This is a genomic window from Micromonospora sp. CPCC 205558 (assembly GCF_036902955.1).
Classification (GTDB): Bacteria; Actinomycetota; Actinomycetes; order Mycobacteriales; family Micromonosporaceae; genus Micromonospora.
In genome coordinates, this window is the sequence record NZ_JBAKHR010000010.1 from 117,193 (window position 1) to 140,917 (window position 23,725).

The 23,725-nt window shown below is 69.7% G+C and carries 24 protein-coding genes; 13 read left to right on the top strand and 11 right to left on the bottom strand.

All coding sequences use genetic code 11. The annotated features are described in order from the left end of the window. The first annotated feature begins 15 nt into the window (after nucleotides 1-15). The 4 genes from biuH (at nucleotide 16) to V6U86_RS14365 (ending at nucleotide 3,526) form a co-directional block, all read left to right on the top strand. Nucleotides 16-705: a biuret amidohydrolase gene (gene biuH, locus V6U86_RS14350; protein WP_334503138.1), complete on the top strand. Its 690-nt coding sequence runs from the start codon at nucleotides 16-18 to the stop codon at nucleotides 703-705. A 9-nt stretch (nucleotides 706-714) separates the two neighbouring features. Further along, on the top strand, nucleotides 715-1,407 hold the full coding sequence (locus V6U86_RS14355; protein ID WP_334503141.1) for a cysteine hydrolase family protein: 693 nt from the start codon (nucleotides 715-717) through the stop codon (nucleotides 1,405-1,407). Nucleotides 1,408-1,419: 12 nt separating this feature from the next. Continuing rightward, complete coding sequence (locus V6U86_RS14360) at nucleotides 1,420-3,048, top strand: regulator (RefSeq protein WP_334503144.1); 1,629 nt, start codon at nucleotides 1,420-1,422, stop codon at nucleotides 3,046-3,048. An 82-nt stretch (nucleotides 3,049-3,130) separates the two neighbouring features. Beyond that, nucleotides 3,131-3,526 (top strand): AtzH-like domain-containing protein, encoded by a 396-nt coding sequence (locus V6U86_RS14365; RefSeq protein WP_334503146.1) that lies wholly within the window; start codon nucleotides 3,131-3,133, stop codon nucleotides 3,524-3,526. 177 nt (nucleotides 3,527-3,703) lie between these two features. On the opposite strand, the gene V6U86_RS14370 is transcribed toward V6U86_RS14365, so the two are convergent. Then, nucleotides 3,704-4,837: a DUF1996 domain-containing protein gene (locus V6U86_RS14370; protein ID WP_334503149.1), complete on the bottom strand. Its 1,134-nt coding sequence runs from the start codon at nucleotides 4,835-4,837 to the stop codon at nucleotides 3,704-3,706. A gap of 434 nt (nucleotides 4,838-5,271) precedes the next feature. Here V6U86_RS14370 and V6U86_RS14375 point away from each other — a divergent pair, with 434 nt between their 5' ends. Continuing rightward, nucleotides 5,272-5,883, top strand: a complete 612-nt coding sequence (locus tag V6U86_RS14375; RefSeq protein ID WP_334503151.1) for a hypothetical protein — start codon at nucleotides 5,272-5,274, stop codon at nucleotides 5,881-5,883. Nucleotides 5,884-6,264: 381 nt separating this feature from the next. Here the strand turns inward: V6U86_RS14375 and V6U86_RS14380 are convergent, their stop codons facing one another. Together V6U86_RS14380 and V6U86_RS14385 are read right to left on the bottom strand one after the other, a co-directional pair. Beyond that, complete coding sequence (locus V6U86_RS14380) at nucleotides 6,265-6,837, bottom strand: OmpA family protein (RefSeq protein WP_334503153.1); 573 nt, start codon at nucleotides 6,835-6,837, stop codon at nucleotides 6,265-6,267. A 16-nt stretch (nucleotides 6,838-6,853) separates the two neighbouring features. After that, complete coding sequence (locus V6U86_RS14385) at nucleotides 6,854-7,456, bottom strand: hypothetical protein (RefSeq protein ID WP_334503155.1); 603 nt, start codon at nucleotides 7,454-7,456, stop codon at nucleotides 6,854-6,856. A gap of 240 nt (nucleotides 7,457-7,696) precedes the next feature. Between V6U86_RS14385 and V6U86_RS14390 the strand changes: the two genes are divergently transcribed. Together V6U86_RS14390 and V6U86_RS33385 are read left to right on the top strand one after the other, a co-directional pair. Further along, on the top strand, nucleotides 7,697-10,804 hold the full coding sequence (locus V6U86_RS14390) for an AfsR/SARP family transcriptional regulator (protein WP_334503158.1): 3,108 nt from the start codon (nucleotides 7,697-7,699) through the stop codon (nucleotides 10,802-10,804). 49 nt (nucleotides 10,805-10,853) lie between these two features. Continuing rightward, complete coding sequence (locus tag V6U86_RS33385; protein WP_442934940.1) at nucleotides 10,854-11,075, top strand: nSTAND1 domain-containing NTPase; 222 nt, start codon at nucleotides 10,854-10,856, stop codon at nucleotides 11,073-11,075. 75 nt (nucleotides 11,076-11,150) lie between these two features. Here V6U86_RS33385 and V6U86_RS14395 read toward each other — a convergent pair whose 3' ends face one another. After that, a complete protein-coding gene (locus V6U86_RS14395) occupies nucleotides 11,151-12,692 on the bottom strand; it encodes a winged helix DNA-binding domain-containing protein (RefSeq protein WP_334503160.1) in 1,542 nt (513 codons plus the stop codon). Then, entirely contained in the window at nucleotides 12,584-12,973 is a 390-nt protein-coding gene (locus tag V6U86_RS14400) for a hypothetical protein (protein ID WP_334503162.1), read from the bottom strand. The genes V6U86_RS14395 and V6U86_RS14400 overlap by 109 nt, the downstream gene beginning before the upstream one ends. Nucleotides 12,974-13,035: 62 nt before the next feature. On the opposite strand from V6U86_RS14400, the gene V6U86_RS14405 reads away from it, so the two are divergent. After that, nucleotides 13,036-13,995, top strand: a complete 960-nt coding sequence (locus V6U86_RS14405) for a helix-turn-helix transcriptional regulator (RefSeq protein WP_334503164.1) — start codon at nucleotides 13,036-13,038, stop codon at nucleotides 13,993-13,995. A gap of 205 nt (nucleotides 13,996-14,200) precedes the next feature. Here the strand turns inward: V6U86_RS14405 and V6U86_RS14410 are convergent, their stop codons facing one another. Together V6U86_RS14410 and V6U86_RS14415 are read right to left on the bottom strand one after the other, a co-directional pair. Beyond that, nucleotides 14,201-14,824, bottom strand: a complete 624-nt coding sequence (locus tag V6U86_RS14410) for an NADPH-dependent F420 reductase (RefSeq protein ID WP_334503167.1) — start codon at nucleotides 14,822-14,824, stop codon at nucleotides 14,201-14,203. A 45-nt stretch (nucleotides 14,825-14,869) separates the two neighbouring features. Continuing rightward, on the bottom strand, nucleotides 14,870-15,604 hold the full coding sequence (locus V6U86_RS14415; protein WP_334503169.1) for an SDR family NAD(P)-dependent oxidoreductase: 735 nt from the start codon (nucleotides 15,602-15,604) through the stop codon (nucleotides 14,870-14,872). Between the two features lie 144 nt (nucleotides 15,605-15,748). Between V6U86_RS14415 and V6U86_RS14420 the strand changes: the two genes are divergently transcribed. Continuing rightward, nucleotides 15,749-16,390 (top strand): TetR/AcrR family transcriptional regulator, encoded by a 642-nt coding sequence (locus V6U86_RS14420; RefSeq protein ID WP_334503172.1) that lies wholly within the window; start codon nucleotides 15,749-15,751, stop codon nucleotides 16,388-16,390. Nucleotides 16,391-16,491: 101 nt separating this feature from the next. Here V6U86_RS14420 and V6U86_RS14425 read toward each other — a convergent pair whose 3' ends face one another. From V6U86_RS14425 to V6U86_RS14435, 3 genes are read right to left on the bottom strand one after another with little or no spacing between them, the layout of a single operon-like run. Further along, entirely contained in the window at nucleotides 16,492-16,662 is a 171-nt protein-coding gene (locus V6U86_RS14425) for an NAD(P)-binding domain-containing protein (protein ID WP_334503175.1), read from the bottom strand. Between the two features lie 55 nt (nucleotides 16,663-16,717). Then, nucleotides 16,718-17,659: an SDR family oxidoreductase gene (locus V6U86_RS14430; protein WP_334503177.1), complete on the bottom strand. Its 942-nt coding sequence runs from the start codon at nucleotides 17,657-17,659 to the stop codon at nucleotides 16,718-16,720. Nucleotides 17,660-17,713: 54 nt separating this feature from the next. Then, nucleotides 17,714-18,337, bottom strand: coding sequence for an NADPH-dependent F420 reductase (locus V6U86_RS14435; protein WP_334503179.1), 624 nt, complete (start codon nucleotides 18,335-18,337; stop codon nucleotides 17,714-17,716). A 290-nt stretch (nucleotides 18,338-18,627) separates the two neighbouring features. Between V6U86_RS14435 and V6U86_RS14440 the strand changes: the two genes are divergently transcribed. From V6U86_RS14440 to V6U86_RS14455, 4 genes are all read left to right on the top strand, one after another. Further along, nucleotides 18,628-19,539 (top strand): LysR family transcriptional regulator, encoded by a 912-nt coding sequence (locus V6U86_RS14440; RefSeq protein ID WP_334503181.1) that lies wholly within the window; start codon nucleotides 18,628-18,630, stop codon nucleotides 19,537-19,539. Between the two features lie 214 nt (nucleotides 19,540-19,753). Beyond that, entirely contained in the window at nucleotides 19,754-20,587 is an 834-nt protein-coding gene (locus tag V6U86_RS14445; protein ID WP_334503183.1) for a CPBP family intramembrane glutamic endopeptidase, read from the top strand. Beyond that, nucleotides 20,584-21,753, top strand: coding sequence for a sensor histidine kinase (locus V6U86_RS14450; protein ID WP_334503185.1), 1,170 nt, complete (start codon nucleotides 20,584-20,586; stop codon nucleotides 21,751-21,753). The genes V6U86_RS14445 and V6U86_RS14450 overlap by 4 nt, the downstream gene beginning before the upstream one ends. Continuing rightward, complete coding sequence (locus V6U86_RS14455; protein WP_334503187.1) at nucleotides 21,750-22,409, top strand: response regulator transcription factor; 660 nt, start codon at nucleotides 21,750-21,752, stop codon at nucleotides 22,407-22,409. The genes V6U86_RS14450 and V6U86_RS14455 overlap by 4 nt, the downstream gene beginning before the upstream one ends. A 668-nt stretch (nucleotides 22,410-23,077) precedes the next feature. Here the strand turns inward: V6U86_RS14455 and V6U86_RS14460 are convergent. Continuing rightward, nucleotides 23,078-23,668 carry an RNA polymerase sigma factor gene (locus V6U86_RS14460; RefSeq protein ID WP_334503189.1) on the bottom strand — a complete coding sequence of 197 codons (591 nt, stop codon included), beginning with the start codon at nucleotides 23,666-23,668 and terminating at the stop codon, nucleotides 23,078-23,080. Nucleotides 23,669-23,725: the final 57 nt, after the last annotated feature.

Genomic DNA, 23,725 nt, shown 5'->3' on the forward strand with positions numbered 1-23,725 from the left:
ACAGGAGGCGAGAGAATGGGCAGCATCGGGCCGGTACCGGCCAACCCCTATCCGTGGCCGTACGACGGCGTGGCGGACACCGCGCGTACCGCACTGCTCTGCATCGACTGGCAGACCGACTTCTGCGGACCGGGCGGCTACGTCGACGCGATGGGTTACGACATCGGGCTCACCCGGGCCGGTCTGCCGGCCACCGTCCGCCTGCTGGAGCACGCCCGCGCGCTCGGCATGCTCGTCGTACACACCAGGGAGGGGCACGAGCCGGAGCTGTCCGACCTCCCGGCGAACAAGCGGTGGCGCTCGGCGCGTATCGGCGCCGAGATCGGCTCGGCCGGTCCGGCCGGTCGGATCCTGGTCCGGGGCGAGCCGGGCTGGGAGATCGTGCCCGAGGTCGCCCCACTGCCCGGCGAGGTGGTCGTCGACAAGCCGGGCAAGGGCGCCTTCTACGCCACGAACCTCGACCTGGTCCTCCGGACCCGGGGCATTACCCACCTGATCCTCACCGGTATCACCACCGACGTCTGCGTACACACCACCATGCGCGAGGCGAACGACCGTGGGTACGAGTGCCTCATCCTCGCCGACTGCACCGGCGCCACCGACAAGGCCAACCACGACGCGGCACTGCACATGGTCACCATGCAGGGCGGCGTCTTCGGCTGCGTCACCACATCCGACGACGTCATCGCCGCCACGGCCAAGTGAGGTGCGCCCATGCTGACCATCGCCACCGCGCGGCCCGGTCCGTACGCCTTCGACATCGCCACCACGGCGCTGCTCGTCATCGACATGCAGCGCGACTTCCTGGAACCCGGCGGGTTCGGTGAGAGCCTCGGCAACGACGTCGGCCAGTTGCGTTGCACCATCGCCCCGCTCGCGGCGCTGCTGGCCGACGCCCGCGCCATCGGCCTGAGCATCATCCACACCCGCGAGGGGCACCTGCCCGACCTGTCCGACTGCCCGCCGGCCAAACTCCGTCGAGGTGCGCCGAGCAGGCGCATCGGTGACCCCGGGCCCAACGGCCGAATCCTGATCCGCGGCGAGTACGGCCACGACATCGTCGACGAGCTGAGGCCGCTGCCCGGCGAGCCGGTCATCGACAAACCCGGCAAAGGTGCCTTCTACGCCACCGACCTGGACGCCCTGCTCGCCGAGCGGGGCATCCGCAGCCTCCTGGTCGCCGGGGTCACCACCGAGGTGTGCGTGCACACGACCGTCCGGGAGGCCAACGACCGCGGGTACGAGTGCCTCGTGCTCGCCGACTGCGTCGGGTCCTACTTTCCCGAGTTCCAGCGGGTCGGCCTCGACATGGTCGCCGCCCAGGGCGGCATCTTCGGCTGGGTCGCCGACTCGGCGCAGGTGCGCGCCGCGCTGCCCGCCACCCCCGTGTTGCAGCCCTCCTCCTGACCGGGAGTAGTCATGGCCTCGACCACACCGACAGTCGCCCCGCTCCCGTACTGGGTACGCGGCGACACCAACGCATTCTTCGGCTTCGGCGTCAACGTCCTGGTCAACGTGCTCACCCTGACCGGGCTCTGCCTCGCCGTGGTGAACCTTCCCGAGGGGGAGGTGTTCGGCACGATCCTGCCGGCGCTCGGCATCGCCCTGGTCGCCGGGAACATCTACTACACCTACCTGGCACGCCGGCTGGCCCGACGGGAGAACCGCACCGACGTGACCGCCCTGCCGTACGGGCCGAGCGTGCCGCACATGTTCATCGTCATCTTCGTCATCATGCTTCCGATCTACCTGCGTACCCAGGACCCGGTGCGGGCCTGGGAGGCCGGGCTGGCGTGGGCCTTCATCATCGGCGTGATCGTGCTGATCGGCGCGTTCGTGGGGCCCTACATCCGCCGGTACGCGCCCCGGGCCGCGCTGCTCGGCACCCTCGCCGGGATCTCCATCACCTTCATCTCGATGAACCCGGCCGGTCAGATGTGGCGGATGGCCTGGGTCGCCCTACCGGTCTTCGCGTTGCTGCTGATCGGCCTGCTCACCGACGTGAAACTGCCGTTCAACTTCCCGATCGGGCTCGCCGCGCTCCTGCTCGGCACCGCGATCGGCTGGGCCGGCGGGGCGATGTCGGTACCGGACGTCACGGCCGCGGCCCGGGACATCGCGGTCGCCGTACCCTCGTTCAAGCTGGACCTGCTCGGCGCCGGGCTGGCCGACATGGCACCCCTGCTGGCGACGGCGATCCCGCTCGGCGTCTACAACTTCACCGAGGGCATGACCAACGTGGAGAGCGCGGCCACCGCGGGGGACAACTACAACCTGCGCAGTGTGCTGCTCGCCGACGGTGCGGGCGCGGTGATCGGCGCCGCGCTCGGCTCGCCGTTCCCGCCGGCCGTCTACGTCGGGCACCCGGGCTGGAAGGCGGCGGGTGGACGCAGCGGGTACTCGATGGCGACCGGTGTGGTGATCGCGGTGCTCTGCTTCCTCGGCATGTTCGGGCTGCTCGGGGCGATCTTCCCGACGGCGGCCATCGTGCCGATCCTGCTCTACATCGGGCTGCTGATCGGGGCGCAGGCCTTCCAGGCCACCCCCCGGGCGCACGCCGCCGCCGTGGTCGCCGCGCTGATCCCGAACATCGCGGCCTGGGCGACCGGTCAGATCGACAACGCGTTGGCCGCGGCCGGCACCACCGCCGCGGCGGTCGGCGACGACGCGCTCAACGGTGCCGGGGTGATCTACGACGGGCTGCTGGTGCTCGGTCAGGGCGCGATCCTCGCCGGGCTGGTGCTCGGCGCGGTGGTGGTCTTCATCATCGACAGGGGCTTCGTCCGAGCCGCGATCTTCGCCGGCTCCGGCGCGGTGCTGTCGTTCATCGGGCTGATCCATAGCGAGCGGATCGAGTGGAACGCCAACGGCCAGGTGGCACTGGGCTATCTCTTCGTGGCGGTGATCTGTGCGGTCTTCGCGCTCGGCCGCCCGACGCCCCGCGAGCCCGACGCGGAGGAGGGCGAACCGGACCAGCAGCCCGATCGAGCTGACCTCGCCAGCGAGCGGACGGACACCGACCGGAGAACGTCCGCGCTGCCCGGCTGAGTGGGCGAGCCCGGTCGGAAGGTCACGGCTCCCGACCGGGCCGGCCCGATGCCCGACCCGACGGATCGAAGGGACGTACCGGATGGAGATCGACCGGACCGACGTCGTGGCTGAGGTGGCGGCGGCCTTCGCCGACTACGAGCGGGCGCTGGTCGACGGCGACGCGGACCGGATCTGCGCGTACTTCTGGGATTCCGAGCGGACCGTGCGGTTCGGCCTCGCCGACCACCAGTACGGGTTGGACGAGCAACGCGAGTGGCGGGCCACTCAGCCGCCACTGCCGGCCGGTCGCCGGCTGGTGGACCCGGCGGTCACCACGTTCGGCAGGGACCTCGCGGTGGTGACGACCCGCTTCGGGTACGCCGGCGGCGCGCCCACCGGGCGGCAGACCCAGACCTGGGTACGCCTGCCCGTCGGCTGGCGGATCGTCACCGCCCACGTCTCCGTTCCACACTGCCCGGTGCGGGGAGTTAGTTGATTTCGGTGGGCGCTGTAGATGTACACCTTCTCCACCGCCGACGGCGCCAACACCGTGCAGTACGACGACTGGAGCGGCCGGCCGGGCCTGTTCACACTGCAGCGCTGACGGGGCGGGACACCCGAACCAGCGCAGCGAACGGGGGCCGGCACACGGCAGGGCCCGCCCCCGCTCCGGCTACCCGTCGTAGCTGTCGTTGTCGCAGGTCTTGCGCTGCAGAATGCAGTTCTTGGTCTGCTTGTTCATCGTGCGGACGTCCCACATCACGAAGGCGTCACCGTGCATCGACGACGCGCTCTTCCCCTCCTTGTCCGAGGAGAGGTAATAGCCCGCCGGGGTGCCCTTCACCCCGTACTGAATGTCGAAGGTGATCGCCGGGATCCGCACCGGGTGGCTGGACGGGCAGCCCTCGTTGCTGCCGTACGCCACGTGGGCCTTGTGATTGGGGCTGTCCAGGTGCTTGCCGTCCCAGCAGTCCGGAAACTGCATCATGAAGTGCAGCGTGGCGTTCCCACCGCAGATCGGCCAGTTGCCGTTGGTGCTGCGGGCGATGCCGTCGAGGTCACCGGGCCCGTAGTGGGCGCAGTAGAACTGACCGCTCGCGCCCCGCGGCGTCGGCACCTTCTTCTTGGCGTCACCGCTGATCATCCGCATGCCGTTGGGCATCGGCATCTGGCCGCTCGAGTTGTTTCGCAGGGAGCGGTAGTAGACCCGGAATCCGGTGGTCTCCACCGGCTTGCCGGTGGCGTTGTCGTAGAGCGTCGGCACCCAGTAGGCGGAGTGGTCCTGCGCCGGCTTGCAGGTGCTGGCCGTGAACATCATCAGATCCTCGGCCACGGTGTCCGCGTCGACACCCTTGTTGCCGACGAAGGAGTGCATGTGCGACGCCCCCGGCAGGCCGGGGGCAACGATCGGGTCGTCCGGCCGTCGGTGGCTGTACTGGCAGTCCGCTCGGAACTCCGGAAGATTGCCCACGCCGGCCGGAACGGGGTCGGTCTTCATGGCCTTGTACGCGTCGGCCTGCGCCTTCCAGGCCGCTGGGTCGACCGAAATCCAGCCGCCCTTGGCGACCGGCTTCGCGGCGCCGGTCGGGCCCGCCGAGGTCGACGGCTTCCCGGACGGGGAGGCGGCGGGGGGCGGCGTCGCGGACGTGGCCGCCGACGAGCCGACCGGCCCCGCCAGCGCCGTCGGCAGCGCGCCTTCGTCGAGCGCGTTCGCGGCGTCCGTCGTCCGCTGAGCGGTGGGAGCGTCGGCCAGGTACACGGCCGTGCCCGCGACGACCGTCACGGCGAGCACCGCGCCGGCGGCCATGCCCCACCAGCTTCGGACGGCCCGTGCCAGAAGACCCGGGCGTGACGGCGGCGGGCTCGCGGCGGGTTGACCGAACGAGGGGTACGACACTGAACTCTCCCAGGGGAAGCGGAAGGCACGACAAAGCCGGCCAGACGGCAACGGCCCAGGTATGTTAGGCGCTTTTTCCTCGCGCCTGACAGGCCTTTAATCGTTCCTTAAGAGAGCGTGCCGAACGGGTCGGCTGAATGTCGCCGAAACCCCGCTCCGCCATCTCCGCGACGTTTTCTCCGCGATCGGATTACCATTTTCGCCGCACAATTTTCCGTCGGCCGGGACCGACCTCGAAGCCTGTCGCCCCGGCGACCTCCCGCACCGCGCCACCACACCGAACGCATCCTCCGCGTAGGCCCCGCTCCGCCAGCGGCGACCGTCAGGAGGCGTCCGGCGTCGGCGTGCCCGTGGGGCTTGCCGGTGGCGACGCCGGCCTGGTCGAGGGGGAGCCGCTGGGCGCCGGACTGCTCGGCTCCGGCGTGCCTCCCGACGGGGTCGGATCAGGTGTGGGCGGGGGCGAGGTGGGGCTGCCGGACGGGCTGGGAGTGGTGGTCGGCGGCGGCGACGAGGGGGTGCCGGTGGCTCCGGGTGTCGGGCGCACCGTCGGCGTCGCGGTCGGTGGCCTGGTGGCCGGCCGGGTGGCTGTCGGCTTCGGTGCGCCGGTCGCGGGGTGCGCGGTCGTAGGGTCGGCGCTCGACCGGGGCAGCGACTCGGTCTGGGCCACCGGAACGGTCGGTGGGGCGATGTCGGCGGGAGACCGGCCGGAGACGACGTCCGCGCTGGATGTCGCCGGAAGTCCCGGTGTGGACGTGGTCGGTGCCAACCACCGTTCCTGCCTGTCGGCGGCCCGCGCCGGCAGTGCCCCGCCGGAATCGGTCCCGGCGTCGCCGATCACCGCGAAACCGACGCCCGCTCCACCGAGCAGCAGGGCGGCGAGGGCTCCGGTCGCGACGGGCAGCGCGGCCGAACGGGGTTGGCGGGGACGCCGGTGGGCGGGCAACGAACGCTCCTGACCTGCTCGAACGACGAGGTCGGCGAGATGACGCCGACCCCGACCCTGCCGCCCGACCTCGGCCACCGCCAATGGCCGGATGGCGGAGGTGACCGGGATCACCACCACCGGGGCATGCGGCGGCCGAAGCAGCCATCAGACCGACATGTCGGACGACTGCCCCGACGGGGCGGCTGCCAGACTTCACCAGCTGGTGACAGCGCCTTACGGAGCAGCTCGGGCAGGCGGGCGCTGATACTCGACACAACCACTCCCAGAAGTGGGCTCGGCGGGACCTACTGTGGCGCCGAGCGGGGCCGAGTCCGTCAGTTCCCGCATCCCCGCAGCAGCCCGACCAATGGGTCAGCCCGACCTGGTCCCGCCGTGCCCGTACACGAATGGATCATTTGTCGAATCGGATCTCGACCCGTCGGTTGCTGGCCCGGCCCCTCGGGTTGTCCTTGCCCGCTACGGTGTTCGCCGCGACGGGTCGCGTCTCCCCGAAGCCCGCAACCGCGTAGGTGAGTTGGCTGTCGACGAGTGCCGGGGCCAGAGCGTCTCGAACCGCCTCGGCTCGCCGGCGGGACAACGCCAGGTTGGCCCCGTCGCCACCCACCGAGTCGGTGTGTCCAAAGATCTGGACCGTGCCGGTGGCCTGCTCGCGCAGTCGCGTCGCGATCTCGGCCAGCCGGGTACGAGCCGCCGGCGAAATATCGGCTTTGCCGAATGCGAAAAGCACGTCCGCCGCCAGGGTCAGCTCGATGCGCCCACCGGATTCCGCCTCTCGGGTGGTGCCGTCGAGGTCCTCGGTACGTAGAAAGACGTCCTCGATCGGCGCCTGAATGTCGAGGATCGGGCTGCTCACCGGATCGCCGATTTCACGCGATGGTCCGGGCAGGACCGCGTCCGGGGACGTCGGCGCGGACCAGGCGGCTGCCGGATCACTGACCAGCAGGAGGGCCAGTACGATCGCCACCGGCGCCACCTGCCGGCTAACCGAGCGGGACATTCTCGAAGACCGGAACGCGGGGAACGACAACATCGACGGCGGTGACATCATCCGGCGGGGCGCCGAACATGGCGTACAGGTCCACCGACTGACCGGCCTGAACGAATACCGACTGGAGGTCGGACGAAGCGAGGTACTTCACCTGACCGGGTTTCGCGTCCGGTTCGCCCGTCCGGGCCACCAGGTGCCGCTTGCGGTTCTTTCGGTCGATAAGCGTCGCACCCGAGAAGGCCAACGAGATGGTGTCACCTTGAAAGGCGCTCCCGATCTGCCAGCGGTTCGGGCTGCCCACGGCATCCGTGCAGGTCAATCGGATGCTGAGATTGACGAACCCGTTGTCTCGCCGCAGCTGGTACAAGTCCACCTTGACCGAAAAGAGGTTGCCACCTTCGCTGATCTGAATGTCACGACTCGCGATGGCGGCGCCGATCGGCTCTGGCTGACCCGGCGCGGCGCCGATCGTGTCCTTCGAATCCTTGGTGGCACCCTCTGTTTGGTCGGTCCTGTCGAAACCACAGCCGGTGAGAGCCAAAGTCATCGCCAACGCGAGCGAGCCGGCGCGGATCGTGTGATGACGCAAGAGCACGAAATTCCTTCCCGTGGACCGGTTGGTCGCCGCGGGTTGGCGACCGCGTGAGTTCAGGTATTCGCCGTCCCCGTTCGAGGTGAGCGCGGCTGGTATCGACCGCACGTCTAAACCGGACGGCTCGTTTGACCGTCGGTTGGGGTAGGCGTAATGATCCGCAACCGCGGATGCAGGAGCTTTGCAAACGGCTTGCAGACCACCACAGGGGGGCCGGCATACTCGCGGAGAGGGGGCAGGTCGATGGAGTTCCGGGTGTTGGGCGCGGTCGAGGCGTGGGCGCAGGGCGCTCGGATCGACCTCGGCGGGCGTCAGCCCCGACTGGTCCTCGCGGTGCTGCTGCTCGAGCCCGATCGACTGGTGTCGGTGGACCGGCTGATCGACCTGGTGTGGGGTCAGGAACCGCCACGCAGCGCCCGAGGCACCGTCCAGGCGTTGATCTCGCGACTGCGCGCCGCGCTACGGCAGGCCGGGGCGCCGGTGGAGTTGATCGGCCGCGAGCCCGGCTACCTGCTACGGATCGATCCACTCGCGGTCGACGCGCACCAGTTCGCCGCACTGGTCGCGCAGGCCCGTACCGCCGACGACGACACCGCGGTGGACCTGTTCGACCAGGCGTTGGCTCTGTGGCGCGGCGAACCGCTCGCCGACGTGGCCGACGAGCAGGTGCGCCATCGGCTCTGCGCGCGCCTGTGCGAGGCCCGCTGGGCGGCAGTGGAGGATCGGGCCGATGTGCTGCTGCGGCAGGGCCGTTCCCGCCAGGTCGTCGACGAGTTGATCGACCCGGTGGCCGGGCATCCCGGCCGGCAGCGGTTGGTGGGGCAGCTCATGCTCGCCCTCTATCGGGAGGGCCGCGCAGGGCACGCGCTGGCCACCTATCGGCAGGTCCGCGATCAACTCGCTGACAGGCAGGGCCTCGACCCGGCGCCGGCCCTGCGCACGCTTGAGGCACTGATCCTCCGTGCTGACCCGACCCTGGAGTTGTCCGCTGAAGCCGCCCGACCAGGCGGGGGAGCGGGCTCCGCGCCGGTTCGCCCTGACGGGCTGCCCCACCACATCCCGCACCTCGCCGGCCGGGATCTGGAGTTGGCCCGGCTCAACGCCGGGCTGACCGAACCAGCCGACGGCACCCGGATTTGGGTGGTCAGCGGCACCGCCGGGGTGGGCAAGACAGCTCTCGCGCTGTACTGGGCGCACCAGGTCAGCGCGGCGTTTCCCGACGGGCAGCTGTACCTGGACCTGCGGGGCTTCGACGCCGACCGGGAGCCGGTGCCGCCGCAAGCGGCGCTTACCAAACTGCTGACGGCGCTCGGGGTCGACCCGAGAGCGGTGCCGCACGACGTGGACGCCCGTGCGGCACTGTTCCGCTCGCTGTTGGCCGACCGAGACGTGCTGCTGGTCCTGGACAACGCCCGCGACGTCGGCCAGTTGCTGCCGCTACTCCCGTCCTCAGGCACGGTCCTGGTCACCAGTCGGCACCGCCTCGGCGAGTTGGTGGTGCGAGCCGGGGCGCGGTCGCTCCCGCTGGAGGTGCTTACGCCAGTGGCGTCCGTACGCCTGCTGGCAACGCTGCTCGGCGATTCGGTCGTACAGAGCGAGGCGACCGCGGCGGCCGAGCTGGCCCGGCTCTGCGGTTACCTGCCCCTGGCACTGCGCATTGCCGCGGCGAACGTCCAGACGCCGGGCGGACCGGACATCGCCGGGCTGGTCCGGGAGCTGACCGACGGGGATCTGCTGGGCGGGCTCACCGTCGACGGCGTCGAGGAGGGCGCCGTGACGAAGGCCTTCTCCCTGTCGTACCGAGCGTTACCGGCCTCGCTGCGGGAGATGTTCCGTCGGCTCAGCCTGGTGCCTGGGCCCAGCATCACCGCCGGTCCGGCGGGTGCGCTCGCGGGCGTGCCGGCGGCCACCGCCACCCAACGGCTGCGCGCGCTGGCCGCGGCGCACCTGTTGGAACGGGACCCTGGAGATCGCTACCGCTTCCACGACCTGCTGCGTCGCTATGCCGTGGACCGGGTCACCGAGGAGGAGGCCGAGGCGACCCGGGAGGCGACCCGGCAGCGGTTGTTCGACCACTACCTGGGCATGGCGGACGCTGCGGGCCGCCGGGTCATTCCGCACTTCGTGCGGTTGCCACGCCCGCCGGGCACGGACCCGTTCACCCACACCGATGCGGCCCTAGCCTGGCTCGACGCCGAGTCGGCAAACCTCACCGCAGCGGTGGAGCAGACCGCCTTGCACGGACCCCGACGGTTCGCCTGGAACCTCACCGACGCGATGCGCGCCTACTTCCACCAGCGGGGTCGCCGTGAGGAGTGGCTGACCACGGCGATGGCGGCGCTCGCCGCGGCCCAGGCCGAGAACGACGCCCAGGCCCAGGCCGCGATGCACCAGAGCATCGCGCTCGCACAGGTCAACAGCGGCCGGTACGAGGAGGCACGCCAGCATCTGCTCGACGGACTGCTCTGCACAGATGTGGACGACTGGGAGGAGGGTCGTAACGGCATCCTCAACAACCTCAGCGCGGTCCACCAGCGCCTGGGTGACCCGCGAGCGGCGATCCACTGCGCCCGCCTCTCACTGGCGCTCAGCCGTCAGTCAGGCAACGACGGCGGCGAAGCGATGTCACTGGCCAACCTCGGGTTCTCGTACTGGCAGCTCGGCGCCTTCGTGGAGTCCGACGCGCACTTCTCGGCGGCCCTCGAACGGGGTGAGCGCGCTGGAGCGCATTACAACGTGGCCGTGCTCCTGGTGGACCTGGCGAACGTGCGCCGGGACCGGGGCGACCACACCGGCGCCGATGACCTCTATGCCCGTGCACTCGTCGCCAACCAGGATCTCGGCTACCGCTACGGCGAGGCGACCGCTCTCGCCGGTCGGGCGCTGCTCTGGTGTGACACCGGTCGGGCAGAGAAGGCTCTCGCCGACGCCGAGCGGGCGGTGACGCTGACCCGGGAGATCGGCGACGAAGGCACCGAGGCGTGGGCGGTGGACGCGCTGGGACGGGTGCTGCTGGCGCTGGGACACCTGAGCGAGGCGGCCGAGCAGCACGGCCGGGCGCTCGATCTGGCGCGGCGTACCCGCTTCTGCTGGGGCGAGGCGACGGCCCTGACCGGCCTCGCCGCAGCAGCGTTGGCTGCGGATGATCCGGTTGCCGCAGGCCGGCACGGCCGGGCGGCATTGGCCCTAGCGGCCCGCTCGGGCTACCAGCCGATCGAGATCCGGGTTTCCCGCATCCTCGCCCGTGCCGCAGAGGAGGCCGGGGACGCGGCCGAGGCGCTGCGGCTCGACGACCGCGCGGCACGGCTGGCGGAGGAGACCGGGTACGCGCTGCCGTTGCCGCACCACTAACTTGATCTTCAGCCTCGATGGTGTCGGATGGCTGCGGACGCTATGACCTCTGCGCGACGACGATCGGGCCAGGCCCAATCGCCAACACGACCGCGAGGCAAGAGACGTGCTGCACCGGCTGGAGCGCCCGGGGTCGGCGGCAGCGACGCGGATCGTCGCTATCGTCGGTCCGTCGGGAGTGGGGAAATCATCGCTGATCCGCGCGGGCGTCATCGCTCGACTCTTCCTCGACATCGCGGGCAGCCGGTGGGATCTGCTTCGGAGCAGCTGACGTCGGTCCCACTTGCAACCCTTTGGCCGGAGTTCGGGAAAGCTTGATTCGCCGACATCGAGGGCGGGAAGGTCCTCAGGTCGATGCGGTGAGACGGATTTCGTGTGACGCTTTGGGGGCGAGCAGTTCCAGCAGCTTGCTGCCCTCGGTGGTCAATGCCTCGCTGTCGGCCGCGGACAGTGGTTCGAACGGGTGCACGGTCAGGGTCGCCGCGCCTCGTACCGTGGCGAACGTCCAGGTTGCTGCGGTGAAACCGTCGAGGAGTACCAGGCGGGGAACGGAACCATGCGGGACGAAGTTCTGCCGGCGGAGGCCGTCGGTGACCACCCTCGTACGGTCGTGGTGGGACAGCAGCAGGTTGTCGAAGTCGTACAGGTACCGGGCAGGCGCGCTGACCTGGGGGTCGGGTCGGGGTGCGTCGGGTAGGTCGAACAGTTCGCGGCCGTTCTCGTCGCGGAACGTGGCCAGGCGGGGCCGGAGCCGGTCGAGTACCTCCGCCAGCCGGGTGAGACCGCACCAGGTCTGCGCGTCGCGTACGGTCGCCGGGCCGAACGCGGCCAGGTATCGCAGGAGCATCTGATCGATCGGCTGGTCGGTGCGCAGCGGCGCGCCGACCCACGATTCGAGCGGCGCGTGGACGGTCTGGCCACTGGCGCCCCATACGCCGCGCGGCGGGGTTTGCACGACCGGCAGCAGGTTGCGCACCGCGTAGGCGAGGCTCGCTGGGTTCCGGTCTGGCCACCGCTGGGCCAGCAACCGGCCCAGTTCGCCCGGGGTGCGCGGCTGCTCGTCGAGGAGTTCCCGGCCTGCCTCGACGAGGTCTGCGGTGTCCAGTCCGCGCATGGACCGGCCGTGTGTTTGGTTGGTGAACAGGTCGCGGTCCAGCGCCGGCTGCACGAGCGGGCGTAGCGCCAGCGCGTCGGACGCGCTGACGAGATGGATCGTCGAGCGCATGAGCGCGATCCGCACCACCCGTCTCTGGGTGAGCAGCGCGCCGATGTCCTCGGGTCGGCACTCGGTGAGCCGGGTCCACAGCCCCACGTACCAGGTGTGCGGGGTCTGGGCTTGCAGGCCGACGAGGTGTTCGATGGCCTGCAGCGGGGTGAGGTCGGCGCGGCGCAGGAGCAGCTGCCGCTCGAGGGTGGCGCGGTTGAGGGCGCGGCGGGTCAGGGTCTGCACGGGTGGCCTTCCCGAAGGGTTGAGATCAGGGGTACGCGCGGCGGGCGCCCGCCGCGCGTACCTGCTGGGTGTGGGTCGGTGGAGTTGGCGGAAGAAGCCACGGATGTCGCGCACCAGCAGGTCGGGGGCGTCGTGCGCGGCGAAGTGGTTGCCCTTGTCGTACACGTGCCAGGACACGATGTTCTTGTGGTCCCTATCGGCGAACGGGCGGATCGACGGGAAGTCCCAGGCGAAGTTGGCCAACCCGAGCGGCACGGTCGTCGGCTCGGTCGGCTCGTCAGCCGCATGGAAGTCCTCGTAGTTGGTCAGCACGTAGTCCGGGTCGAGGTTCAGGCCGAGCAGTTGCGCATGCCAGCCGAGTTGGCCGACCGGGAGTCGGCGAGGGCCTGCGGCGCGGTGGACCGCAGTTTGTCGTACGTGCCGCCATGGTCCAGCCACCGCTGCCGGAACTGGACCTTCTGCTGGTCCGCCTCCGAGAGTCCGGCCAGCTCGGCCGGGTCGCCGGACGGGAATGCGAAGAGCTGGGTGACGTGTACGCCGATGACGTGCTCGGGATCGCGGCGGCCCACTTCGGGCGAGATGAGCGAGCCGGCGTCGTTGCCGTGCGCGCCGTACCGCGTCGGGCAGCTCGTTGGTCCAGCGGACCCGGGCGAGCCGCTCGGTGAGGTCGTCCAGGTCGGCCTGCCGGATGCGATGCGGAATTCGCGGATCTCGGTCATGTCATCGACTCTGCCAGGTTATTAGGAAGAGATTGCTCCTAATTATCTGCGATCCTTGAGGAATGTTGGAAACCTCCGCCCGCCTGCTGCGGCTGCTCTCCCTCCTGCAGACCCCACGTGACTGGACCGGCGCCGAACTCGCCGAACGCCTCGGGGTGAGCGGGCGGACCGTGCGGACCGACGTGGAACGGCTGCGCAGCCTCGGCTACCCGGTCCTGGCCACGCGCGGCGCCGTTGGCGGCTACCGCCTCGGCGCCGGCGCGGCCCTGCCGCCGTTGCTGCTCGACGACGAGGAAGCGGTCGCCGTGACGGTCGGCCTGCGCACGGCGACCGGCGGCGCCATCGCCGGAATCGAGGAAGCGTCCCTGCGGGCGCTGACGAAGCTGGAGCAGGTGTTGCCGTCCCGACTGCGGCGCCGGGTCAAGACCCTGCAGACCTATACCGTTTCGGTCCCCCGCAACGACCCCGGCCCAACCGTCGACCCGTCGGTCCTGACCACCCTGGCCGCGGTCTGCCGCGACTCGGAACGGCTCCGCTTCGACTACCACGATCACGCCGGTACGGCGATGCTGCGCACCGTCGAGCCGTACCGGTTAGTCAACTGGGCTCGCCGCTGGTACCTACTGGCGTGGGACGTCGACCGGCGCGACTGGCGGACCTTTCGCGTCGACCGGATGCAACCGCGGACCCCGACGGGACCTCGCTTCGTACCGCGCGACCTGCCCGACGAGGACGTCGCTGCGTACGTGTCGCGCCGGGTGTCCGCCGCCGCCTGGCGATACCGGGCACAGGTCACCGTGCACGCGCCCGCCGAGGTCGTCGCCGACCGGATCAGCCCGGCGGTCGGCACGGTCGAACGGATCGACGATCACACTTGTGTCCTGCACACCGGTGCGGACACGGTCGAGACCCTCGGCGTCTACCTGGGCCTGCTCAGCGAAGACTTCGACGTCACCGGGCCGCCCGAACTCCGCACGCACCTGCGCCGGCTCGCCGAGCGCTACGCACGAGCGACCGCCTGACAACCTGTCCCACGAGCCGGTCGATGTTCGGCGATCACTGATCGAATACAACGCGGGTCAATCGAGCAACAGCGCCCAACCAGCTACCAGCACCACTTGACAGTTATAGAAGCATCCCTTGGTATCCGACATCAGCGAGTCGGTGCTCCAGCAACCATTGTCAGGGCGTACGGCTTCCTGTTCACCGACTGCTCGGCCCCGGGGCTCAGCCGGTGAATTCGTTGACGCCGAGGGCGAAGTCCCAGTGGCCGACCCCGTTGCCGGCGAGGCCCACCGTGACCACGCCCATTCCTTCCAGCCAGTGCGCCATTTTCAGGCCGCCGACGTCCAGCGGGCGCAGCCCGAGGCTCTCGATGAACGCCGCCACGCCCGCCTTTGCCTGCGCGTTGTCACCAGCGATGAAGACGTTGGGTCGGCCCTTCTCCAGGACATTACGGAAGATGGTGTTGAATGCCTTCACCACGCTGGCGCTGGTCGGGGCCACCTTGGCAACTTCCTGCGCGATCGAGGTCTGCTCGCTGTGGGCCAGTCCGTCGAACGTGGCGTTGAAGGGGTTGCTGATGTCGACGATGACCTTGCCCGCGAGGGCGTCTCCGTACTCGGCGACGACCGGAACGACACCGTCGTACAACAGGGCCGTGATGACGATGTCCCCGGCCGGGACAGCGCCCCACTTTCCCGTCGTGGCGCCGCCGCCCAGAGCCTTGGCCAGGTCATCGACCTTGGACTGATCGCGTCCCATGACCTCGACGGTGTTGCCGCCCGCCACCGCGAGCGTGCCGATGGTGCGGGCCATGTTCCCCGTACCGATGAGGGTGATGCTGCTCATGAGGTCTGCTCTCTTCCTGTTCTCGAGGTATCGCTCTGTCGTGGTTCAGATGGCGGTGGTGCCGCCGTCGGCGACCAGTTCCAGGCCGTTGATGTAGCTGGAGTCGTCGGAGGCGAGGAACAGGGCGACGGTGGCGATTTCTTCGGGGCGGCCCATGTGGCCGCGGGGGATGAGGGACTCGAATGCGGCCTTGGTTGCCTCGTCGAACAGTTCTTCCTGCTTGGCGGTGGCGACCTGGCCGGGGGTCAGGACGTTGACCCGGATCTTGCGGTCGCGCAGTTCGTTGAGCCAGACGCGGGCCCAGGCCTGCTGGACGGCTTTGCTGCCGGCGTAGAGGCTCCAGCCGGGAAAGGCGCCGAGGGAGGCGTTGGAGCCGGTCATGAGGATGGAGCCGCCGTCGTTGAAGAGCGGGAGGGCCTTCTGGACGGTGAACAGGGTGCCCCGGGCGTTGAGCCCGAACCAGGTGTCGAACTGGGCCTCGGTGATCTCGCCGAGCGGGGCGGGCTCGCCGCCGCCGGCGCTGGCCCACAGGACGTCGAGGCTGCCCTTCTCCCGCTTGACGGTGTCGTACAGGCGGTCCAGGTCGTCCAGGTTGGCGGCGTCGCCCTGGACGCCGGTGACGTTGCGGCCGATCTGCCTCACGGCCTCGTCCAGGGCGTCCTGGCGGCGGCCGGTGATGAAGACGTGCGCTCCCTCGTCGACGAACAGTTTCGCGCCGGCCAGCGCCATGCCGGTGGTGCCGCCAGTGATGACCGCTACCTTGCCGTCAAGCTTTCCCATGATCGCTCCTTTGGGTTGGTGATGCCGTGCGCACCTGAGGCGACGACGTTATGTACACCGCTCTGTGTGCTTACGGTATCGGGTGGGCGGCCGGGGCGCAACCTATGTACACCGGTCGTTACCCAGCTGGGGTACGATGGACCCATGACGGAACTGGAGAAGGGCCCCCAGGGTCGCCGCCGCGGCCGGGGTGCCCGCGAGCGCATCCTCAGCGCGTCCCAGCAGCTGTTCCGCGAGCAGGGCATCAACCGCACCGGCATGGACCAGCTCTGCGCGGCGGCCCAGGTGTCCAAGCGCACGGCCTACCAGCACTTCACCGGCAAGGACGAACTCGTCGCCGAGTACCTGCGCCGGTTCGACCCCTCCGTCCTGTCCGGCGTGTTCGACCGCACCGACCTCACGCCCCGCGAGCGGCTCCTCGCCGCCTTCGACGTCCCTCCCACCACCCCCCTGTGCCCCTACATCGGCGCCGCCGTCGAACTCCACGACCCTCAGCACGCCGCATCCCAGTACGCGCGCGCCTACAAGGAAGCCGTCGCCGCGCGGCTCGCCGACACCGCCCGGGAAGCCGGCGCCGCCAACCCTGAACAGCTCGGCGAGCAGCTCGCGCTGCTCATCGACGGCGCCGCGGCCCGGACCCGGGTTCTCAACGCCGACGCCTTCCCCACCGCCGCCGCCATCGCCGCCGTCCTCATCGACAACGCCATCCCCGCGTCATCTCCTCGGCAGCCCAGCGATGACCGCGGAACTACCAGGTCTGCTCCCGTTCCGATGGAAGGCCAATGACGGCCCGATCACGTCCAGCACGCTGTACCCCCGTCTTCCTGGCCAGTGGCGCGGCGGGCAGGTGGGCGAAGGCCTTGACCGGCACCGTGATCACGACGATGTCACCAGCTGCCGCGGCTTCCCCGCTGGTCGCCGCGGACGCCCGCGACCGTGTCCGCGAGCGTTTCGGGACCGCGTGAGTTGCTGAGCACGACCTGATGCCCGGCCTCGACGGCGAGTCGGGCGATGGTGCTGCCGATGGCGCCGCTGCCGATGAATCCCACAGTCGTCATATTCTGAGCCGCCTCCTCGTCATGTACCTACTCGTTGAGACCCGGGTCCTTGCCGTCAGCTGGCGGGGAAGTAGTGGCCGTTGTCCAGATCGGCGAGCAGGCGGGGCTGAGCGGGTTCCCAGCCGAGGGTCCGGCGGGTGACGAGGTTGGACGCCGGGTAGCTCTGCGTGACGATGTTCGCGAGGAACCCGAAGTATCCCGGCAGCACCAGTTCGTCCACGGGAACGCTCACGGCGGGCAGGCCCAGACGGTCGCCGATGGCCTCAGCGATCTCGCGGAACGGGATGCCCCCGTCGTCGACCGCGTGCCAGTATCTGCCGGCCGGGCCCTTCTCCAGCGCCAGGCGGAACAAGGAGGCGACATCGCGGATGTGCACGGCATTCCACAGGTTCGCGCCGTCCCCGGGGTAACCGATGAAGCCCTTCTCCTTCGCGAGCGCGATCAGCGTCGGGAGGAAGCCGGCACGATCGGTGGTGCCGTGCGCGATGTTGGCGATCCGCACGACCGAAGACCGTACGCCCCGCTCGGCGAGGCCGATTACGGTGGATTCCACCACGTTACGAGCCCGCAGAGTGCCCTTGTGCTCATCGCCACTGGGAAGGGCCGGGTCCTCCTCGGTAGCCGTCCGGCCCAGGAATCCCTGCCCGGGCGAGCCGATGCTCCCCGCCGCGACCAGCGGCTTCCCGGTTCCCGCCAGTGCCTCACCATAGGCGAGCATGATCGGGACCTCCGCGGCGGCCACGGCGTGGATTCCGCCGGAGAAGAGCAGGTCCTGCCGGTGCGCAACGTGGATCACGCCGTCGGAGTCCCCAACCGCCTCCTTGAGCCCGTCGAGATCCCCGAGGTCGCCGCGACGCACCTTCGCGCCGAGCGCGGACAGCGCCGCCGCGGCATTGTCCGACCGGGCCAGGCCGGTTACCTCGTGCCCAGCGGCGATGAGCTCGGGGACGATGTACGAACCGGAATGGCCGGTCCCGCCAGTGACGAAAACGCGCATCCTGCTGCTCCGTTGTGAGTGATGTGACGCGAGAAGTGGTGGTGCGGGTGTTGATCAGCCGAGATTGCTGACGCCGAGGGAGAAGTTGAAGTCCCCCACGCCGTGGCGGGCCAGGTTGACCATTAGCAGGCCCGTCCCTTCCAGCCAGTGCGCCATCTCCAGGCCGCCGGCATCCAGGGGGCGCAACCCGAGGCTCTCGATGAACGCCGACACGCTCGCCTTGGCCCGCGCATCGTCGCCGGCGAAGAGCACGTCCAGTGGGCGGCCTTGGGCCAGGACGTGGCCGAAGACGGTGTTGAACGCCTTCACGACGTGCGCGCTGGCCGGCGCGGCCTTGGCGATCTCCTGCGCGGCGGAGGTGCCGTCTGAGGTGGTCAGCCCGGTGGCGTCGGCCTTCATGGGGTTGGTGATGTCGATGATGACCTTGCCGGCCAGCATGTCCCCGTACTGGGCAACGACCGGCACGGCGCTGGTGTTCGGCACGGCAAGGATGACGATGTCGCCGGCGGGGACGGCGCCGAACGTCCCGGCCGTGGCGCCGCCGCCGAGCGCGGCGGCCAGGTCCCTGGCCTTGGCCGCGTCGCGACCGATGACCTCGACGGCGTGGCCGCCCTCGACCGCGCGGGCGGCAATGGCGCGGCCCATACCCCCCAGGCCGATAATGCTGATGCTGCTCATGGAGTGCCTGCTTTCTGGAATCGAATGTCTGGACAGAGCGCCGCCCACCCCGCTGTTGTTAGCGGATGTGTCGTCGATGCCATCAAATGACGAGACGGGCCTGGACCAACTCAGTACGTGCTAATTCCAATTCTGGGGACCTGTTACGAAATATCGATGTCGAATTCTTGTGCCTAATTCGCTCCGGTCCATCAGGTGCCTATTGAGCATGCCACTGGCCTGAGCGAGGTGTCCAAGACCTATTTCAGCGATTGCGATACCCTGGAGGCATCGCCGGACCGGGAGGCTCCATGGATCTGGACCTGCGCAAGTTGCGCTACTTCGTCGCCGTCGCCGACCGGCTGCACTTCGGCCGCGCCGCCGATGACCTACACATCGCGCAGCCGGTGCTCAGCCGGCAGATCCGCGCGCTGGAACACGATCTCGGCACCGCGCTGCTGATCAGGGACAGCCACGGCGTGGAACTGACCGACTCCGGCAGGCAGTTGCTGACCGACGCCGGCCCGCTGCTGGCCTCCGCGGATGCGGTCCGCCGCCGGGTGACCGAAGCCGCGCTTGGCAGCCAGCGACTGATGGTCGGCTTCCGCGCGGGCATCACGGCCACCGCGGCGGTGCGGGAGTTCGCCATCCGGCACCCGGACGTGATCGTGGACGTGCAGCGGATCGAGTCCGACGACCAGGCCGCGATGCTGCTTGACGGCCGCATCGACGTCGGCTATGTGCGGCTGCCCATCGACGAGACCGGCCTGCGCGTCACCCTGCTGTACACCGAGCCGCGGGTGGCGGTGCTGCCCGCCGGCCACCGATTCGCCGGCAAGGCACAGATCACCGAGGCCGACCTGGCCGGCGAGCCGCTGCTCTGGCATCCCGACCCAAGCACACAGCCCACCAAGCGCCCGCACCCCAACGCCGGATACCTGGTGCGCGGGGTGGACGAGACGCTCGAACATGTCGCGGCCGGCCGGGGCATCTCGTTCCTGGCCCGTTCGGCAGCCGTGTTCTACTCGCACCCGGTAGTCAGCTACGTACCCGTCACGGATCTGGCGCCCGACCAGGTGTGCCTCGCGGTGGCGGCATCGCGCACCTCGCCGCTGGTCAACGACTTCCTCGCCGCGGCTCACGCGACGGCCGAGATCACCGCAGAGTGCGGGAACGATGAAATGTGGCAACTGGCAAGCGGTGCCGCCGCAGGGCACGGTTGATCAGTTCGACCGACAACAGCGAACTGCTCGTCGTCGAGGCCGAGCCAGGACGTCTGCTGACGTTCGGGCGGGGCTGCCCGGTGCAGCACAGTCTGTCCCCCGTGCGAGCTACCTGCGAATGTCCACCGTGCGGTGATTACTTCGGGCGGGCAAATCCATAGCGTTCGGGGTAGCCCGCGACGCTCCCGCCGCGGCTTCTCAAGGAGTCATCATCGTGCGTCTGGTATGGCAACTCTTGGCGGTTGCGGCGGTCTGGATCCTCGGCAATCTGGGCACGGCAGCGGTGAAGGACACCCCCTGGCTGGCGCTCGTCGCCGGCCTGCTGACGGCCGTCGTCGGGGTCCTGGTCTACGGCTGGGTGGTGCGGCGAACCGAGCACCGCGCCCCCGTCGAGGTCTCGCTGAAGGGAGCAGGTGCCGGAATCGGCTGGGGCGCGCTGCTCGGCATCGCGCTGTTCGGGGCAGTGCTCACGAACATCGCCTTCTTCGGTGACTACACGATCAACGGCCTGGGCGCGCCGGCGAGCGCCGTCAGCCTGCTCGGGATCATGGCGGGTGCCGCTGTGGCCGAGGAGCTGGTCTTCCGCGGTGTCCTGTTCCGGAACATCGAGCGCTGGACCGGAACCTGGGTCGCGCTCGCGCTGACCGGCTCGCTGTTCGGCCTGATCCACCTGGCCAACGCGAACGCCACCCTGTTGGGTGCCATCGCTATCGCCATCGAGGCAGGCGGGATGCTGACCGCCGCGTACATCGCCACCCGCAAGCTGTGGGTGCCGATCGGTCTGCACTTCGGCTGGAACATCGCCGCGAGCGCCATCTTCAGCACCGAGGTGTCCGGCAGCAACACCGCGCAGGGCCTGCTGGACGCGACGATCTCGGGTCCCGCGCTGGTCACGGGCGGCGACTTCGGACCGGAGGCCAGTGTCTACGCGGTGGTGCTCGGCGTGCTGGCCACCGGCACGTTCATGTGGCTGGCCTACCGGCGTGGTCACGTGGTCCCCGTCCGTCGCCCGGCCCGGGCGGACGTGGCCGCTAGGCTCACTCGGTGACCGATCTCCGGCGGGTCCTGGACCGGTGGCGTCAGCTCGACGTCACGGTCCGGGACCTGCCGCTCGCGTTGGTGCTGGCGATCGCATCGTTCGTGCCGGCGTTCCACGGGCTTGGGACAGAGATCGGCGCGCTGCCGACCCATCCCTTCGACGCGCTGGCCGTCGTCGCGATCGTCCTCCAGTGCTTCCCGCTCGCCGTTCGTCGGCGGTGGCCGGCCGCCTGCCTTGTCCTGGTGTTCCTCGGCTTCGCCCTCGATCAGCTCCGGGGTTACCACACGTTGGCGGGCGCCGGGCTCACTATCGCGTTGCTGAGCGCGGGTGCCTACCTGGAACGCCGTCGCCGCACCGTCGCGATCCTCCTCTCGGGTGCCTACGTGGTGCTGGCGGTCGCGCTCGACCTGGTCGGCGGGGCCGAGCGGGCGGACGGGTACCTGACGTTCTACGTGGCGCTGGTCCTCGTGTGGGCCGTGGGCTCCTGGCTGCGCGCCATCCGGGCAGCCGAGGCCGAACGGCGCCTCCGGGTCGCCGAAGAGACCCGCACCGCGGAACGCACGCGGATCGCCCGCGAGCTGCACGACGTGGTGACCCACCATGTGACGGCGATGGTCGTGCAGGCAGAGGCTGCCAGGTACCTGACGGGCGCGCCCGACCGTCTCGACAAGACCCTGAACGCGGTCACCGACACGGGCCGCCGGGCGATCGGCGACCTACGTCATCTCCTGGACTTGCTCGACCCGGGCCACGACACCGCTGCCCGGACACCATCGCTCCGGGAACTGCGCACGCTCGTCGAGCAGACCCGCCAGGCCGGGCAGCCGGTGGAGCTCACCGAGGAGGGCACGCCGTCGGAATCGGCCGGGAGCGCCGAGCTGGTCGCCCACCGGGTGGTGCAGGAGGCTCTGACGAACGCCCTCAAGCACGCACACGGCAGCCCGACTGCGGTGCGCGTGCGCTACGACGACAGGGAGATCACCGTGGAGGTCAGTACGGCGGGCGTGAGCCCTGAACCCGCTGGCGCCCGACAGCGCCCTGCCGGGGGGAGCGGCCGGGGGCTCGTCGGGCTCCGTGAACGGGTGGACGCCCTCGGGGGCGAGTTCAGCGCGGACCGGCGGGCGGACGGCGGGTTCGTCGTCCGTGCGCGCATCCCTACCGGGAGCCGGGCGTGAGTGCGCCGCTCCGGGTCCTGGTGTGCGACGACCAGCCGCTGATCCGCACCGGTTTCGCGACAATCATCGACGCCCAGCCCGACCTCGAGGTGGTCGGCGAGTGCGCGGACGGGCAGGCCGCCGTCGACCTTTCGGGCCGACTGAACCCGGACGTCGTGGTGATGGACGTCCGGATGCCGGTGCTCGACGGCATCCAGGCGACCCGCCTGATCGCCGGCGCCGGGGTGGCGCGTCCCGTCAAGGTGCTCGTGGTGACGACGTTCAACCTCGACGAGTACGTCTACGAGGCGCTGCGCGCCGGGGCCAGCGGATTCCTGCTCAAGGATGCCCCGACCGCGCAGCTGCTGAACGGCATCCGCACCGTCGCGGCCGGGTCCGCACTGCTGGCACCCGAGGTGACCAGGCAGCTCGTCGGCCGGTACGCGGCCCGGATCCGGCCCCCAGAGAGCGCGAACCCTGAGTCCGCGCTGACGCCGCGCGAGCTCGAGGTGCTGCGCCTCATCGCCAACGGCCTGTCGAACGGCGAGATCGCGGCGACGCTGGTGATCAGCCAGGAGACCGTCAAGACGTACGTGTCACGCATCCTGGCCAAGCTCGGCCTGCGCGACCGCGTGCAGGCAGTCGTCCACGCCTACCGCAGCGGCCTGGTGACCTGAGGATGGCGCACGGCGGCGGCCCAGCCGAAGATCAGTCCGAGCACGATGCCGAGGACCGCACGTGCGGTCACCCGGCACGTCCGCTCATTCCCGTTCCGGCGCAACGAACATCTTGACCGACCCGCACGTCTCGGCTGCGTTCTTGAACTGGTCGCCATCGATAACGTAGATAAGCTTTCCCCACCTCGCCTCAGGAGAGGGGGAGGGGGAGAGTGAGGGGGAGTCGGTGCCTGGTGGGGAAGAGATCGGCTCGATACGTTGCACGCAGGCATACATGTGGTCCGGGGCCGGGACACTGAAGATCCGCTTCCACGACCTCTTGCATGCATCGACCGGACCCTCGCCAGCGTTAGCTCCTGTTTCCCCCATCCGGTGCATCCCAGCCGTGGCGCAGACGAAAGCCTGGTCATTTGCAGGAATTGCCTCAGGCGGCGCCACCGGCGCGTGATATCCACCGATCGCGGCGGTCGCACCACCAGCAACCAGAACCCCAGCCGCGACCGCTCCGACGAATTGCAACCGCTTCTTCCGCAACGACCTCTCAGGCTGCCGCGGCAATTCGAGGACGCGAGCGAGCACTGCCTCTCCCTGAGGGCTCGTGGTGAACGTGTTCGGGGAGTCGGGTCGGGCGCGACGGACAAGGTCCCCGGTCGCTGCGTCGTAATGCTTCACTCCAGCCCCTTCGTGTACGCGGTCAGACCGCCGATCGGAGACGAACTCGGCTCTGCTTGCCGATGTCCGTAGGCGTCCTCAAAACGGCGACGGGCCCGGTGTAGCCGCACGGCGAACGTCGTCGTCGTGCATCCCAGCACCTTTGCCGACTCTCTGCCGTTGAGGTCGTACCAGTACCGCAGCAGCAACACCTCGCGGTCAGTTTCTGGCAGTTGCGCCAATGCCGCCATCACGTCGACTCGCTGGCAAGTGGACGGTCCGTGCTCAATTTCGTCGGCCTGGGACTGCAGGCGCACCTGCAACGCTGCGTGACCCGCGCGGCTTCGCCGATGCTGTAGCACCAGGCGTCGGGCGACTCCGAACAACCAGGGTCGTTCCTGGCCTTCCTTGATGGTCGACAAGCGCCGCCACGCCACGGCGTACACCTCGCTGACGAGGTCCCGCGCATCCTCGCTGCCCAGTCGGTCACTGGCGTACGAGAAGACCGCATCGCCATGTCGGCAGAACAACTCAGTTAGGCGCTGCCGGTCTGCGGCCGACCCCTGCGCATCCAGGGCCGATCGTCCAGGTGGTGTTCTCACACCCATACTTGTCGCTCCAACCACGGTTCCTTACCCCATACGGAAGATTCTGGCTCAGATTCC

What these genes read in the sequence shown, in the direction of transcription:
- V6U86_RS14365 (WP_334503146.1), top strand. Translation starts at nt 3,131, where the DNA reads ATGGAGATCGACCGGACCGACGTCGTGGCTGAGGTGGCGGCGGCCTTC.
- V6U86_RS14460 (WP_334503189.1), bottom strand. Translation starts at nt 23,668, where the DNA reads ATGGGTGTGAGAACACCACCTGGACGATCGGCCCTGGATGCGCAGGGG.
- V6U86_RS14415 (WP_334503169.1), bottom strand. Translation starts at nt 15,604, where the DNA reads ATGGGAAAGCTTGACGGCAAGGTAGCGGTCATCACTGGCGGCACCACC.
- V6U86_RS14425 (WP_334503175.1), bottom strand. Translation starts at nt 16,662, where the DNA reads ATGACGACTGTGGGATTCATCGGCAGCGGCGCCATCGGCAGCACCATC.
- V6U86_RS14355 (WP_334503141.1), top strand. Translation starts at nt 715, where the DNA reads ATGCTGACCATCGCCACCGCGCGGCCCGGTCCGTACGCCTTCGACATC.
- V6U86_RS14370 (WP_334503149.1), bottom strand. Translation starts at nt 4,837, where the DNA reads ATGGCCGCCGGCGCGGTGCTCGCCGTGACGGTCGTCGCGGGCACGGCC.
- V6U86_RS14390 (WP_334503158.1), top strand. Translation starts at nt 7,697, where the DNA reads ATGGAGTTCCGGGTGTTGGGCGCGGTCGAGGCGTGGGCGCAGGGCGCT.
- V6U86_RS14430 (WP_334503177.1), bottom strand. Translation starts at nt 17,659, where the DNA reads ATGCGCGTTTTCGTCACTGGCGGGACCGGCCATTCCGGTTCGTACATC.
- V6U86_RS14435 (WP_334503179.1), bottom strand. Translation starts at nt 18,337, where the DNA reads ATGAGCAGCATCAGCATTATCGGCCTGGGGGGTATGGGCCGCGCCATT.
- V6U86_RS14440 (WP_334503181.1), top strand. Translation starts at nt 18,628, where the DNA reads ATGGATCTGGACCTGCGCAAGTTGCGCTACTTCGTCGCCGTCGCCGAC.
- V6U86_RS14405 (WP_334503164.1), top strand. Translation starts at nt 13,036, where the DNA reads ATGTTGGAAACCTCCGCCCGCCTGCTGCGGCTGCTCTCCCTCCTGCAG.
- biuH (WP_334503138.1), top strand. Translation starts at nt 16, where the DNA reads ATGGGCAGCATCGGGCCGGTACCGGCCAACCCCTATCCGTGGCCGTAC.
- V6U86_RS14420 (WP_334503172.1), top strand. Translation starts at nt 15,749, where the DNA reads ATGACGGAACTGGAGAAGGGCCCCCAGGGTCGCCGCCGCGGCCGGGGT.
- V6U86_RS14410 (WP_334503167.1), bottom strand. Translation starts at nt 14,824, where the DNA reads ATGAGCAGCATCACCCTCATCGGTACGGGGAACATGGCCCGCACCATC.
- V6U86_RS14360 (WP_334503144.1), top strand. Translation starts at nt 1,420, where the DNA reads ATGGCCTCGACCACACCGACAGTCGCCCCGCTCCCGTACTGGGTACGC.
- V6U86_RS14400 (WP_334503162.1), bottom strand. Translation starts at nt 12,973, where the DNA reads ATGACCGAGATCCGCGAATTCCGCATCGCATCCGGCAGGCCGACCTGG.